The sequence below is a fragment of the Pseudomonas syringae genome (assembly GCF_001698815.1).
GTDB classification, from domain to species: Bacteria; Pseudomonadota; Gammaproteobacteria; order Pseudomonadales; family Pseudomonadaceae; genus Aquipseudomonas; species Aquipseudomonas syringae_A.
Genome location: NZ_LGSI01000035.1, coordinates 40,932 through 53,911 on the forward strand (window position 1 = coordinate 40,932; position 12,980 = coordinate 53,911).

At 57.6% G+C, this 12,980-nt stretch carries 20 protein-coding genes; 14 read left to right on the top strand and 6 right to left on the bottom strand.

The window, feature by feature from the left end; translation table 11 throughout:
- Positions 1-21: 21 nt before the first annotated feature.
- Together AFK24_RS09425 and map are read left to right on the top strand one after the other, a co-directional pair.
- Positions 22-276 (top strand): ParD-like family protein, encoded by a 255-nt coding sequence (locus AFK24_RS09425; RefSeq protein ID WP_065832988.1) that lies wholly within the window; start codon positions 22-24, stop codon positions 274-276.
- Positions 273-1,064 carry a type I methionyl aminopeptidase gene (gene map, locus AFK24_RS09430; RefSeq protein ID WP_065832989.1) on the top strand — a complete coding sequence of 264 codons (792 nt, stop codon included), beginning with the start codon at positions 273-275 and terminating at the stop codon, positions 1,062-1,064. The genes AFK24_RS09425 and map overlap by 4 nt, the downstream gene beginning before the upstream one ends.
- Before the next feature lie 56 nt (positions 1,065-1,120).
- On the opposite strand, the gene AFK24_RS09435 is transcribed toward map, so the two are convergent.
- Complete coding sequence (locus AFK24_RS09435) at positions 1,121-1,375, bottom strand: hypothetical protein (RefSeq protein ID WP_044901231.1); 255 nt, start codon at positions 1,373-1,375, stop codon at positions 1,121-1,123.
- Between the two features lie 65 nt (positions 1,376-1,440).
- Positions 1,441-1,683: a DUF6555 family protein gene (locus AFK24_RS09440; RefSeq protein ID WP_065832990.1), complete on the bottom strand. Its 243-nt coding sequence runs from the start codon at positions 1,681-1,683 to the stop codon at positions 1,441-1,443.
- 397 nt (positions 1,684-2,080) lie between these two features.
- Between AFK24_RS09440 and AFK24_RS09445 the strand changes: the two genes are divergently transcribed.
- Entirely contained in the window at positions 2,081-2,269 is a 189-nt protein-coding gene (locus tag AFK24_RS09445; protein WP_065832991.1) for a hypothetical protein, read from the top strand.
- An 81-nt stretch (positions 2,270-2,350) separates the two neighbouring features.
- On the opposite strand, the gene AFK24_RS09450 is transcribed toward AFK24_RS09445, so the two are convergent.
- Positions 2,351-3,052 carry an endonuclease gene (locus AFK24_RS09450; RefSeq protein ID WP_065832992.1) on the bottom strand — a complete coding sequence of 234 codons (702 nt, stop codon included), beginning with the start codon at positions 3,050-3,052 and terminating at the stop codon, positions 2,351-2,353.
- Positions 3,053-3,056: 4 nt separating this feature from the next.
- Positions 3,057-3,308 carry a DUF1654 domain-containing protein gene (locus AFK24_RS09455; protein ID WP_065832993.1) on the bottom strand — a complete coding sequence of 84 codons (252 nt, stop codon included), beginning with the start codon at positions 3,306-3,308 and terminating at the stop codon, positions 3,057-3,059.
- 211 nt (positions 3,309-3,519) lie between these two features.
- On the opposite strand from AFK24_RS09455, the gene AFK24_RS09460 reads away from it, so the two are divergent.
- The 9 genes from AFK24_RS09460 to AFK24_RS09500 all read left to right on the top strand — a co-directional run bounded on the left by AFK24_RS09460 (position 3,520) and on the right by AFK24_RS09500 (position 11,498).
- Positions 3,520-3,744: a YgdI/YgdR family lipoprotein gene (locus AFK24_RS09460; protein ID WP_065832994.1), complete on the top strand. Its 225-nt coding sequence runs from the start codon at positions 3,520-3,522 to the stop codon at positions 3,742-3,744.
- A 125-nt stretch (positions 3,745-3,869) separates the two neighbouring features.
- A complete protein-coding gene (locus AFK24_RS09465; RefSeq protein WP_065832995.1) occupies positions 3,870-4,310 on the top strand; it encodes a hypothetical protein in 441 nt (146 codons plus the stop codon).
- A 177-nt stretch (positions 4,311-4,487) separates the two neighbouring features.
- On the top strand, positions 4,488-5,444 hold the full coding sequence (locus tag AFK24_RS09470; RefSeq protein WP_065832996.1) for a sugar ABC transporter substrate-binding protein: 957 nt from the start codon (positions 4,488-4,490) through the stop codon (positions 5,442-5,444).
- Between the two features lie 53 nt (positions 5,445-5,497).
- A complete protein-coding gene (locus AFK24_RS09475; protein ID WP_065832997.1) occupies positions 5,498-7,051 on the top strand; it encodes a sugar ABC transporter ATP-binding protein in 1,554 nt (517 codons plus the stop codon).
- On the top strand, positions 7,048-8,043 hold the full coding sequence (locus AFK24_RS09480; protein WP_065832998.1) for an ABC transporter permease: 996 nt from the start codon (positions 7,048-7,050) through the stop codon (positions 8,041-8,043). Before AFK24_RS09475 ends, AFK24_RS09480 begins: the two co-directional genes overlap by 4 nt.
- Position 8,044: 1 nt before the next feature.
- Positions 8,045-9,067 (top strand): LacI family DNA-binding transcriptional regulator, encoded by a 1,023-nt coding sequence (locus AFK24_RS09485; RefSeq protein WP_065832999.1) that lies wholly within the window; start codon positions 8,045-8,047, stop codon positions 9,065-9,067.
- A 36-nt stretch (positions 9,068-9,103) separates the two neighbouring features.
- Positions 9,104-10,024, top strand: coding sequence for a ribokinase (rbsK, locus tag AFK24_RS09490; RefSeq protein WP_065833000.1), 921 nt, complete (start codon positions 9,104-9,106; stop codon positions 10,022-10,024).
- Complete coding sequence (gene rbsD / locus AFK24_RS09495; RefSeq protein WP_065833001.1) at positions 10,021-10,425, top strand: D-ribose pyranase; 405 nt, start codon at positions 10,021-10,023, stop codon at positions 10,423-10,425. Before rbsK ends, rbsD begins: the two co-directional genes overlap by 4 nt.
- Before the next feature lie 47 nt (positions 10,426-10,472).
- Positions 10,473-11,498 (top strand): nucleoside hydrolase, encoded by a 1,026-nt coding sequence (locus tag AFK24_RS09500; protein WP_065833002.1) that lies wholly within the window; start codon positions 10,473-10,475, stop codon positions 11,496-11,498.
- A 31-nt stretch (positions 11,499-11,529) separates the two neighbouring features.
- Here the strand turns inward: AFK24_RS09500 and AFK24_RS09505 are convergent, their stop codons facing one another.
- Positions 11,530-11,715, bottom strand: coding sequence for a hypothetical protein (locus AFK24_RS09505; RefSeq protein WP_065833003.1), 186 nt, complete (start codon positions 11,713-11,715; stop codon positions 11,530-11,532).
- A 165-nt stretch (positions 11,716-11,880) separates the two neighbouring features.
- On the opposite strand from AFK24_RS09505, the gene AFK24_RS09510 reads away from it, so the two are divergent.
- Together AFK24_RS09510 and AFK24_RS09515 are read left to right on the top strand one after the other, a co-directional pair.
- Positions 11,881-12,186, top strand: coding sequence for a hypothetical protein (locus tag AFK24_RS09510; protein ID WP_065833004.1), 306 nt, complete (start codon positions 11,881-11,883; stop codon positions 12,184-12,186).
- A 161-nt stretch (positions 12,187-12,347) separates the two neighbouring features.
- On the top strand, positions 12,348-12,677 hold the full coding sequence (locus AFK24_RS09515; protein WP_065833005.1) for an I78 family peptidase inhibitor: 330 nt from the start codon (positions 12,348-12,350) through the stop codon (positions 12,675-12,677).
- Positions 12,678-12,741: 64 nt separating this feature from the next.
- On the opposite strand, the gene AFK24_RS09520 is transcribed toward AFK24_RS09515, so the two are convergent.
- Positions 12,742-12,954, bottom strand: coding sequence for a cold-shock protein (locus tag AFK24_RS09520; RefSeq protein WP_007905882.1), 213 nt, complete (start codon positions 12,952-12,954; stop codon positions 12,742-12,744).
- Positions 12,955-12,980: the final 26 nt, after the last annotated feature.

A 12,980-nucleotide genomic window follows, 5' to 3' on the forward strand; every position in this document is an offset into this window, starting at 1 on the left:
ATATTCCATTTGAGGTTAATCATGGGTCTCGTCAAAATTTCCGAGCAGATGCATGCCAATATCCGGTCGGCCAGTGCTGCGCTGAGCCGTTCCATCAACGCCCAGGCCGAACACTGGATGCGCATCGGTATGCTGGCCGAATTGCACCCAACGCTGGATTACAGCCAGATCTGTCAGATGCTCATTCGTGCCGAGCACGCAGGCGGCACCGTGCTCAGCGCGCAAACCTGCGATATTTCCGATATTACCGAGCACGCAAGGGTGGCCTCGCGATGAGTGGCGCAGTCAGCATCAAGACCGAAGAAGATCTGGTTCAACTGCGTATTGCCGGCAGGCTTGCTGCCGATGTGCTGGCGATGATCGGTCCTTACGTCAAGGCCGGTGTCAGTACCGAGGCGCTGGATGACATCTGCAATGAGTACATTGTCAAAGAGCTGAAGGTGATCCCGGCCAATGTCGGTTATCACGGTTTCACCAAGACGACCTGCATTTCACCTAACGCAGTGGTCTGCCATGGCATCCCGTCGGCGTCGGATATCCTCAAGGACGGCGACATCATCAATATAGATGTCGCGGTCATCAAGGACGGATGGTTCGGCGATACCAGCCGCATGTATTTCGTGGGTGAAGTCAGCCCTCTGGCAAAGCGACTGGTGCAAACCACATACGAGGCGACGCGCGCGGGTATTCATGCTGTCCGTCCAGGCGCCACCCTGGGCGACATTGGCAATGCCATTCAAACCGTCGCGCACCGTGAAGGCTTCAGCGTTGTCCGGGAGTATTGCGGTCACGGCATTGGCCGTAATTACCACGAAGATCCGCAGGTTCTCCATTACGGTGCGCAGGGCAAAGGCATGAAGCTCAAACCGGGCATGGTCTTCACCATTGAGCCGATGATCAATGCCGGAAAATCGGGGACCAAGGTGCTTGCTGATGGCTGGACGGTGCTGACCCGGGATCTCTCGCTTTCAGCCCAGTGGGAGCACATGGTCGCCGTGACTGACACTGGGTTTGAATTACTGACTCCATGGCCTGATGGCACGGGCGAATATCCCGCCATTTAAGCCCGCAGACAAAAAGACCCGGCCTGGTAACAGGTCGGGTCTTTTAACAAGCTGGGTCAGGCTTCGAGACTTTTCGCGGTATTTACACCTGAAGAGCTGAGCTTGATCGGGTAATTGAGGTTACGTCCGGATTTGCCTGCGGCATCCACGCTGCCATCATGGATCAAACCGTTTTGCTGGAGATACTCAAGGGTATCGGCAACTGCGTTCTCCCCCCTGTAGTTGTCCAGGATTTCCTTGCCCAAGCCATTCGGATGAGCGTGGAGGAGTCGGGTCAGTACTTCTTTTTCCAGTGCTTTGTCGATTGTCATGCTTACCTCGCGTTGCTGGTTAATGAGCGCTGCTTGGTATTGGGACAGTCTCGAATCCATTTTGTTTAGATCTGCGTGCCCGAGAACGTTTTTTTCCAGTGAACGGCCGTCACGCCTACGCCTTCGGCCTGAAGAATGGCGAGCCTGATCGGGCCTGCGGCGATGTTCTCGCTGACGCTCCAGACGCCCGCGTGCAGGGTTGCGAAATGCAAGGCATCGCTCTCGCACAGATGCCATGCCTGATGGTTGAAGTGGCGCGGCTCTCCGCGAAACTGGTAATGAATCTCGAAATCCGTCTGCTCAGTCATCAACGTTTCCGCCTGTGGAGGTAGTGGCTTCATAATCTTAAAAAAATGGGTACTTCCGTTGTACTTGCCACGGTGAGCTGCCATTTCGCTCTGGATGTGGCCATTTCATTTCAAGATCGATACAGGCGTGCAATAAACTCCAAGCGGCCATGAATCGTACTGCGGGTCAGGTCTCCAAACGTAGTTCGTTTTTAAAATCCCAGGAGGAAAAATTACACGGATTTGCACTGATTTGAGCCTTCGTCCGATCAGCGGCAATAGGCCAGCTTTGTCTTCGATACGCTTGGATGGATGAAATTGACTTAAGCGTTTCAGCGTCTATTCGTTTGGGTTGGCCGAAGATCTGCGTGGCCGTGAGTGATACAGTGCCGCTTCAAAATCAAACGAGGGCCTACACATGTCATTGCTGGATGATGAACAGGATATCTGGGATATGTTTGCCGCTTCGGCGCTGACCGGGCTGATCACTCGTGGTGCTATCGAGCCCGCCGATGCGGCTCAATTGGCCGCTGACTATGCGTCCCAGTTAATGATCCAACGGGCGTCGCGTATCCAGTCTGAAGAGGATGCCGCAGACAACGCCTGACCGGCGTTCCTGCACAAGCAAAAGGGCCCGACGCGGCGCAGCGTCGGGCCCTTTGTTTTTTCAGCGCAGGTTCGTACGGGTTCAGCTGCAGCGCTTGAGATCCACTGCGCCGACGAACTCATTGCCGTGACCCATGACGCAGGCGACGCGCTGGTTGCGCTGCTGTTCCCAGCCCTCAACCGGATAAGTCTTGTTCCAGGCCTGGTAAAGCTGCTGGTCCTGACGCGAGAGGCGCAGGTTGTACTGCTTGCTCATGTAGAAATAAGTCCGGGCGATCATCCCGCGTATCGACGGGCGTGGCATGACCTTCTTCGCCTTGAAATCCACTTGCGTCAGGCAGGAACCGTACTGTCCGGTTTTTACCGGTAGCCAGCCGAAGCTGAAATTATTTCGGTCACCGTTTACTTCGCCGATGCTTGGCACCAGATTGTGCAGGTCGGCTTCGGCTTGCTTGTAGATATCATCGTTTTTCGTGCAGTTCTTACGCCCGCCATTTTGCCAGCATTGACGTAAGTGCCCGATCTGCCACGCCGGGACAATATGCTCCCATTCAATGCGTTTGGCGCGAGTGGCGTTCTTGCGCGGGACGTAGCCGCAGCCGGCAATATCCACTTTGTTGCCACTGTATTTGCAGCCGCAATAGAACTCGGTCGACTGCGGCGCATAAAGTCCCCAAGCGATCTTCTTTGCCTGGCTGAACGTGTGGGGCGCATCGGCGTAAGTGGTGACTGGAGCAGCAAGGAGCAGGGTGGTACAGAGCAGGGTAAACAGTCGAACCCTCATGCCGTCAGTCTTCCTTCGGCACGGTCCAGAGTATCTGCACGCCGCCGTCGTCCCGCCACGCGAGTGTAACGTTGTCGTTCTCGGCGATTTCTTCGAGCATCTGATTCCACTCGTCCTCGATTTCATCCGGCAGACGAAACACCAGGGCGGCCTTGGCTTTTTGAGCAGTAGGTGAATTGATTATTTTCTGCACCCGAACACCAAGGCGTTCGTAGGAGCTGGGAGTCGCCGGAGTTGCTGAAGGTTGTCTTGCCACGAATAGGATTCCTGATTTGCTGTACGTGCATACAGTATTTCAGTGCGCGCTGTTTCGCAACTCTCTTGTAGGATCAAGCGGGTGATGGTGCTGACATGGCGATTTTTCCCAAGGATTACCCGCAGATTCGAACCATTGTCCGTTGAATTAATCTGATGAACTCAGCAGGCAGATTTGCCTAGTCCGGTCGTAAACGAATCAAGGAGGGAACATGAATATCAGACATTGGGTTTTGCCCGCAGTGATGGCAGGCTGCTTCGTGTTGACCGGTTGTTCTTCACCGACAGTCGTCACACTGCAGGATGGCACTCAATACATCACCAAGGACGCGCCGAAGACCAAGACCAAGGATGGTTTCTATGAGTTCGAGGACATCTCTGGAAAGATGATCAAGGTGCGCGCCGATGAGGTTGCCACGGTCAAGCCGGAGGATTGAGGAGTCGCGCGTGCCTGGTTGAATCAGGATCAGGCACGCGATCGCTCTGTATCGAGTCTGAGCGGGGTAAAGACTTTGAGGTTGCGGCCGATGTACCTGGCAGTACTCACCCACCAGGAATCAGCATGTCACTCTCGATCGGATTTCCAGCGTCTTCCCTGTTGATCAATGGTCAGACCGTCGCGGCCGCTACTACGGCATCCCAAACCCTGATCGCGCAGACGTCCACTCAAGCTGCTGCCGATGATAAAGAGGGAGATGAAAAGGGCGATGTCAACGTCGACATGAACGAAATTGGTGCTTCCGGCAGCAGCGGCTCGGGGAGCGTCAACGCAGCGACCGCCAATCTGCTCAAGCGTCTGGCCGAGTTGCAGCAGCAACTGGAGAAAGTCCAACAGCAAATGCAGGCCGCCGAGAACGCGAGCTATCCGACACCTGAAGCCAAGACCACCGCAGTGATGGGCTTTCAGAGCCAGGTATCTTCCATCACCGGTGCTATCCAGCAGGTTTCTGCTCAGCTGGTGAAGGAAATGTCCAAGTCTGGCGGTATCAGCACTACTGCGTAAAACCGCTGCAATGTTCTTCTGTATTTTCCCGGCCGCTGCGGTATGAGCGGCCGTTTTCAGGGTTGACAAAATTTAGGCCGGTTCTCATAGTTCGTTTCTCGCAAACGTTTGCGCAGTGATGCATCCATTACTTCGTAACCTTGCCCGACACAATAATCATAAGATCGGAGTGAACCCATGAAGCTGCCCTTTGCTGGACGTCTCCTCGCTGTTGCAATGCTGACCGCCGTTACCGCTGTCATGCCCCTCACTGCTCAAATTGCCCAGGCCGCTGATAAACCAAAAGTCGCGCTGGTGATGAAATCCCTCGCCAACGAATTCTTCCTGACCATGGAAGATGGCGCCAAGGCTTATCAGAAAGAGCACTCCAGTGATTTCGACCTGATTTCCAACGGCATCAAGGACGAGTCGGACACTGCCAGTCAGATCCGTATTGTCGAGCAGATGATCAGTTCCAAGGTCAATGCGCTGGTCATTGCTCCGGCCGATTCCAAAGCGCTGGTCGCGGTGATCAAGAAGGCGCAGGACGCCGGGATCACGGTAGTCAACATCGATAACCAGCTCGACCCGGATGTGCTGAAAAGCAAAGGCATCACTGTGCCGTTTGTCGGTCCTGACAACCGCAAGGGCTCACGTCTGGTGGGCGAGTACCTGGCCAAACAGCTGACCGCTGGCGATGAGGTCGGCATCATCGAAGGTGTGTCGACCACCACCAACGCCCAGCAGCGCACCGCAGGCTTCAAGGATGCGATGGACGCTGCGCAGATGAAGGTGGTTTCCACGCAGTCTGGCAACTGGGAAATCGGCGGGGGCAATAAGATCGCCGCAGCGATGCTCACTGAATACCCGAATCTGAAAGCCTTGCTGGCAGGTAACGACAGCATGGCGTTGGGCGCTGTTGCTGCCGTTCGTGCCGCTGGCAAGGCAGGCAAGGTCCAGGTGGTGGGCTATGACAATATCAACGCCATCAAGCCCATGCTCAAGGATGGTCGCGTACTGGCGACCGCCGATCAGTTTGCCGCCAAACAGGCTATCTTCGGCATCGAGACTGCTCTGAAGATGCTCAAGGGTGAGAAAGTCGACAGCGCCAACGGCGTGATCGAAACGCCGGTTGAACTGGTCACCAAGCCGTAATCCTTGCCGAACAACTGCATCTGCCCGACCAGGGCAGGTGCATGGAGAGCTTTATGTCGGCATCCCCTCAAGCCGCTGTTCTATCCGTTACAGGTATCGGTAAAACCTACGCTCAGCCTGTGCTGGGCGACATTGACCTGACGCTGGTGCGCGGCGAAGTGCTGGCCCTGACCGGCGAAAACGGCGCGGGTAAAAGCACCCTGTCGAAAATCATCGGTGGCCTGGAAATTCCTACCACCGGGACGATGCAGTTTCAGGGGCAGCCCTATCAGCCGCTGAGTCGCACCCAAGCTGAAAAACTCGGTATCCGCATGGTGATGCAGGAACTGAATCTGCTGCCGACCCTGTCGGTGGCCGAGAACCTGTTTCTGGATAATCTGCCGCGCCGTGCGGGCTGGATCAATCGCAAGGGCCTGCGCGCAGACGCGCTCAAGGCTATGGCTCAGGTCGGACTGGAAGCCATTGATCCGGATACGCTGGTCAGTGAGCTGGGCATCGGTCATCAGCAAATGGTGGAGATCGCGCGCAATCTGATTGGCGACTGCCATGTGCTGATCCTCGATGAGCCAACCGCCATGCTTACTGCCCGCGAAGTCGAGATGTTGTTCGAACAGATCACTCGCTTGCAGGCGCGGGGCGTGTCGATCATCTACATCTCCCATCGTCTGGAAGAGCTGGCCAGGGTCGCCCAGCGCATCGCAGTGCTGCGCGACGGCAAGCTGGTCTGTGTCGAGCCGATATCGAGTTACAACAGTGAGCAGCTGGTGACCTTGATGGTGGGTCGCGAGCTGGGCGAACAGATTGATCTGGGGCCGCGACAGATTGGCGAAGTCGCGCTGAAGGTCAAAGGCCTGAGCCGTGCCGGCAAGGTGCAGGACGTTTCGTTCCAGGTGCGCAGCGGCGAGATTTTTGGTATCTCCGGGCTGATTGGTGCCGGTCGTACCGAGCTATTGCGCCTGATCTACGGCGCCGATCCGGCTGACAGCGGCAGCATTGAGCTGGGCAGTCCGCCACGAGCCGTTACGATTCGCTCCCCGGTCGATGCCGTCCGGCAAGGTATTGCGCTGATTACCGAAGACCGCAAAGGCGAAGGGCTGCTGCTTTCGCAATCCATCAGCGCCAACATTGCGCTGGGCAACATGGACGCCATCTCACACGGCGGGCTGGTCAACGGGCGCGAAGAAATGGCACTCGCCCAACGCCAGATCGATGCCATGCGTATCCGCAGTTCAAGCCCGACCCAGTTGGTCTCCCAGCTGTCCGGCGGCAACCAGCAAAAGGTGGTGATCGGCCGTTGGCTGGAGCGCGATTGCAGCATCATGCTGTTTGACGAGCCGACCCGTGGCATTGATGTCGGCGCCAAATTCGATATCTATGCACTGCTGGGCGAATTGACTCGTCAGGGCAGGGCGCTGGTGGTGGTGTCCAGCGATTTGCGCGAGCTGATGCTGATCTGTGATCGCATCGGCGTGTTGTCTGCCGGACGTTTGATCGACACCTTCGAGCGCGATTCCTGGACCCAGGATGAACTGCTTGCCGCCGCCTTTGCCGGTTACCAGAAACGTGATGCGCTGCTCACCGAAGCCGCGCCCAGGAATGACTCATGAAAACTTCCACCACTTCCCAGGCCTTGCCGTCGCCGGGCAAGCGCAGCGGTAACTTTTTCGGCCTGGGCACTTACCTGGGCCTGGCTGGCGCTTTGCTGGCAATGACAGTCTTGTTTTCCCTGCTCAGCGATCACTTTCTGTCGTATGAGACCTTCAGCACGCTGGCCAACCAGATTCCGGACCTGATGGTGTTGGCGGTTGGCATGACGTTTGTGTTGATCATCGGCGGCATCGACTTGTCGGTGGGTTCGGTGTTGGCACTGGCTGCATCGGCGGTCAGCGTGGCGATACTGGGCTGGGGCTGGAGTGTATTTCCAGCGGCCTTGCTCGGCATGGCCTGCGCAACGCTGGCGGGGACGATCACCGGCTCGATCACGGTCGCCTGGCGCATCCCCTCTTTTATCGTATCGCTGGGCGTGCTGGAGATGGCGCGGGGCGTTGCGTATCAGATGACTAATTCGCGCACGGCCTACATCGGTGATTCGTTCGCGTGGCTGTCCAACCCCATCGCGTTTGGCATTTCGCCATCGTTCATCATTGCCCTGCTGGTGATCTTCGTCGCTCAAGCCGTATTGACTCGTACAGTGTTTGGCCGTTACCTGATCGGGATCGGCACCAACGAAGAGGCGGTGCGTCTGGCGGGGATCAATCCCAAACCGTACAAGATTCTGGTGTTTTCCCTGATGGGCCTGTTGGCCGGGGTCGCGGCGCTGTTCCAGATCTCCCGGCTTGAAGCGGCTGATCCTAATGCGGGTTCCGGCCTGGAGTTACAAGTCATCGCTGCGGTGGTGATCGGCGGTACCAGCCTCATGGGTGGTCGAGGTTCGGTGATCAGTACCTTCTTCGGGGTGTTGATCATTTCGGTGCTGGCGGCCGGCCTGGCTCAGATCGGCGCGACCGAACCGACCAAACGCATCATTACCGGTGCGGTGATCGTGGTTGCGGTGGTGCTGGACACTTATCGCAGCAACCGCGCCCGGCGGCAGATCTGACATGGCAACCATCAAGGATGTAGCGGCGCTGGCAGGGATTTCCTACACGACAGTTTCCCATGTGCTGAACAAAACCCGACCGGTCAGCGAGCAGGTGCGGATCAAGGTCGAGGCGGCGATTGCGCAGTTGGATTACGTGCCCAGCGCCGTCGCCCGCTCGCTCAAGGCAAAAACCACCTCCACCATCGGCTTGTTGATTCCCAACGGTATCAATCCGTATTTCGCCGAACTGGCCCGGGGCATTGAGGATTACTGCGAGCGCAATGGTTTCTGCGTGATCCTGTGCAACTCCGACGACAACCCGGAAAAACAACGGGGCTACCTTCGGGTGCTGCTGGAGAAGCGTGTCGATGGTTTGATCGTCTCCTCGGTGGGCGGCGACACCTGGCTGGCGGGCGGCCTCGCCGGAGTGCGTACGCCGCTGGTGATTGTCGACCGCGAGCTGGAAGGCGTCGCAGCAGATCTGGTGCGAATCGATCATGAGCTGGGCGCTTACCTGGCGACGCGGCATTTGCTCGACCTTGGTCACCGTCACATCGCCTGTATCCGAGGGCCAGCGCAAACCAGCGTTGCTCAGCTGCGACTGGCCGGTTACCGACGCGCGATGCAGGAAGCCGGGATCGAAACAGCCGGGCACTGGGTCGTGGAGAGCGACTACACCAGCCCTGGCGGTTATCAGGCTGCCGTGACTTTGCTGGAACGCGATCCGCCCAGCGCCATCTTTGCCGGTAACGACATGATTGGTATCGGCGTGCTGCGCGCTGCCGCCGAGCGCAACATTCGCGTACCACGGGATCTGTCAGTGGTGGGCTTTGATGATATCCAGATGAGCCAGTTCGTGTACCCGGCGCTGACCACCGTGGGGCAGTCGATCCTGCAACTGGGCGAGACTGCGGCGCAATTGTTGTTGCGGCGCATCACCGAACCTTGCGGCGGCGACGTGCAGCAGGTGATCGTGGCGCCGAGCATTGTGGTGCGTGAGTCCACCGCGCCACCCACCAACGTATTCAATGAGTTACGCTGATTCGGCGTAATGACCGGAAAAAAGAGTGCAGACGTCATGTCAGGAAAAGTAGTGGTAGTGGGCAGCTTGAACATGGATCTGGTGACCCGCGCTCGCCGTTTGCCCAGGGCCGGTGAAACCCTGGCGGGTGAATCGTTCGCAACAGTGCCGGGCGGCAAGGGCGCCAACCAGGCAGTGGCCGCAGCTCGTCTCGGCGCTCGTGTGGCAATGATCGGTTGCGTGGGCGACGATGCCTACGGTGAGCAACTGCGTGCGGCGCTGGTTGCAGAGCAGATTGATTGCCAAGCGGTGACAACGATAGCTGACGTGTCGACGGGAATCGCCTCGATCGTGGTCGACGCAAGCAGCCAGAACGCAATCATCATCGTGGCAGGCGGCAATGGGCTGTTGACGCCCAAGGTCGTGACTCGCTTCGATGCGTTACTGACGGCTGCTGATGTGGTCGTCTGTCAGCTCGAAGTGCCCATGGAAACCGTCTGCCATACGCTGATGCGTGCCCGGGAGCTGGGCAAGACGGTCATCCTCAATCCTGCGCCGGCTGTGGCACCGCTACCGCCGCAATGGTATCCACTGATTGATTACCTGATCCCCAACGAAAGCGAGGCGGCGATCCTTACCGGCATAACGGTGGACTCGCTGAGCTCCGCAGAAACGGCTGCCAACGCGTTGCTTTCGGCGGGTGCGGCCAAGGTCATCATTACCCTGGGTGAGCAGGGCTCGCTGTTCGCTAGCGCCCAAGGCGTTCGGCATTATCCGGCACCTGCAGTCGTTGCCGTGGATACCACCGCTGCCGGCGATACCTTCGTGGGCGGTTTCGCCGCTGCATTGGCACAGGGCAGCAATGAGGACGACGCCATACGATTTGGCCAGACCGCGGCCGCGCTTTCCGTAACGCGCGCCGGGGCGCAGCCATCGATTCCAACATCCCGCGAAGTTCAGGGGTTCAAGCCCGCATGAAAAAGACACCTTTACTCAATATTGCATTGTCCCGGGTCATCGCTTCCCTGGGGCACGGCGACATCCTGATGATTGTCGACGCCGGCATGCCGGTTCCCGCAGGTGTGGAGCTGATTGACCTGGCCCTGACCCGTGGTGTGCCTGACTTCGTCAGCGTGCTCGATACCGTGCTCTCGGAAATGCAGGTTGAAAGCCATGTGCTGGCCGAAGAAATGCTCCGCGTGCAACCTCCGGCGCTGAGTGTGATTGAAGGCTTGAGCCTGGATGGAGAATTGGGCGAGCAGCGCCTGATGAGTCATGAGGCGTTGAAGGAACTGAGTCGTACTGCCCGGGCCATCGTGCGCACGGGGGAATGTCAGCCGTACAGCAATATCGCTTTGGTCGCCGGCGTGGTCTTTTGACCGGCGGCTTTTTTTGAAAACACTAAACCGGAAACAGGGAGTTTCTCATGCAGTATCTGTGTCTCATCAAACAGCTGGTTCGGAGTCTATTGCTTGTGTCTTTTCTCAGCGCAACCGCCGTTCATGCAGTCGAAAAACGCGATCTGATCATCGACACCGATCCCGGCGCCGACGATGTTGTGGCGTTGCTGCTGGCGTTGGCATCGCCCGAAGAATTGAACGTCCTGGCGATAACCACGGTGGCGGGCAACGTTCGAATCGACAAGACCTCACGCAACGCCCGGCTGGCTCGGGAGTGGGCAGGGCGCGAAGAGGTGCCGGTCTATGCCGGGGCCTCCAAACCTATGGTTCGCACGCCGATCTACGCCGAGAACATCCACGGTCAGGAAGGTTTGCCCGGCGTTGCAGTGCATGAGCCCAAGCAAGGCCTGGCCCAGGGCAACGCCGTTGAGTATCTGATCGAGACCCTGACCAAGGCCAAGCCCCACAGCATTACCGTGGCGATGCTCGGTCCGCAGACTAATCTGGCTCTGGCGCTGGTTCAATCGCCTGAAATTACCCAGGGCATCAAGGAAGTCGTGGTCATGGGCGGGGCGCATTTCAACGGCGGTAACATCACGCCGGTCGCGGAATTCAATCTGTTCGCCGACCCGCATGCGGCGCAGGTCGTGCTCGCCAGTGGCGTGAAGCTGACCTATCTACCGCTGGACGTCACCCACAGGATTCTCACCAGCGAACCGCGCCTGGCGCAGATCGCGGCCCTGAATAATCAGGCCGGGAAGCTGGTGGGCGACATTCTCAATGAGTACGTCAAGGCGGACATGGTCCATTACGGTTTGCCGGGTGGACCGGTGCATGATGCCAGCGTGATTGCGTGGTTGCTCAAGCCGGAGCTGTTCACCGGCAAACAGATCAACGTCGCGGTCGACAGCCGTGAAGGCATCGGTTTCGGTCAGACGGTGGCCGACTGGTATGACACGCTCGGACACGACAAGAATGTGTTCTGGATCGAAAACGGCGATGCACAGGGCTTTTTCGATCTGCTGACCAGCCGGCTTGCCCGATTGAAATAAGCCCTGGCTGACCAGAACGCTTATTGGCAGGTTATGGCTGAACCGGGTAGCGGCCCAGCACCTGACCTATGAAAGCCTGGGCACCCTCGGTGCCCAGTTCCTTGACCAGCAAATCAATGGCAATGATCGCCAGTTCTTCCGGGCTGCCTGGGCTGTGTGAGCATTGTCCTTGCGGCCATTTGGCCTTGATATCCGCATCGATGGAAACGACTGCCATTACTGTCTCGTCTTCTTTGAAATTCAGAGCCGGAGCGCCGTCTCTTGCTGGTAAGACGGACAACCGTGCGCGCAGTTAAACATTTTCGGCGTTTTTTGGCACTGCTACTTAGGCATGAGGTCCGGGCCGTGGCAAACTTCCGGCAAATAGCCAAGGACAGATGCCGTGCCAATCAACCTCACAGATCCCGCCAGCTTCACCCTCGATGCGGTACGCCAGATGATCGCGTCGGGCGACGACGCTGTGCACAACCAGCTGCGCGTCAGCAAAAACGGCATGGCCTGGCTTTCCACCGATGCGGTAGGCGGAGCGAACATTGACGGGTTGTTGTTTCGCCTGGAAACGTGGTCTGCAGGTTCCGGCTGCGTAGGTGCAACCCCGGCCAGTGATGGCGTGTGGGTCATGCAGATCTACAACGCCCTGAAGGATAACTGGGCCGATCCGCGTTTAGATTATGTAGACGTCTACTAATATTTAGTGACGATTTGCCTGCGCCTGTTTGAAAACCCTCGGGCACACTTCGCCTCTTTGAAGTCCTGGAACCTGCGAATCGCCTGACCTGCATAATGCAACCATCGTGTAGTCATGCTGTCGCAAGGGTTCTGGTTACGTTTATTGTCAAAGGAGGCTGTATGCCGTGGAAGTCCGCATCACTGGGTTTGGTTGTCGCTGCATCGTTGCTGGCAGGTTGCAGCAGCAATCCTGAATCAAACTCATCTGAATCAAGTCCTTCCGCGCCGGTTGCCGCAGCGGCGGGTACTCGCTGTGATGCCGCCGCTGCCCAGTTCGCCATTGGCCAGCAGGCCTCTGCTGCGTTGTTGGCTCAAGCCAAGAGCAAGGCCGGTGCGCAAGACGCACGCTTCATCGGTCCCAACGACATGGTCACCCTGGAATACCGCTCTGACCGGGTCAATCTCAATACTGAGGCGGGCGGTAAGGTCGCTCGGGTCAACTGCGGCTGATTTCGCAGGAATTGCGCCCATAAAAAAACCCGTCTAGCGAGACGGGTTTTTTTGATCGCGTGGATTACTCCGCGCGAACCTGAGCTGCTTGCATGCCCTTTTGGCCTTTCTCTGCCACGAACGAAACGGTCTGGCCTTCTTTCAGGCTTTTGAAACCGTCGCTTTCGATAGCTTTGAAGTGTACGAACAGGTCGTCACCGCCACCCTGTGGAGTGATAAAGCCGAAGCCTTTTTCATCGTTGAACCATTTGACGGTGCCGGTTTGGCGATTAGACATGGTGTATCTCCAAGAACATAATTTTT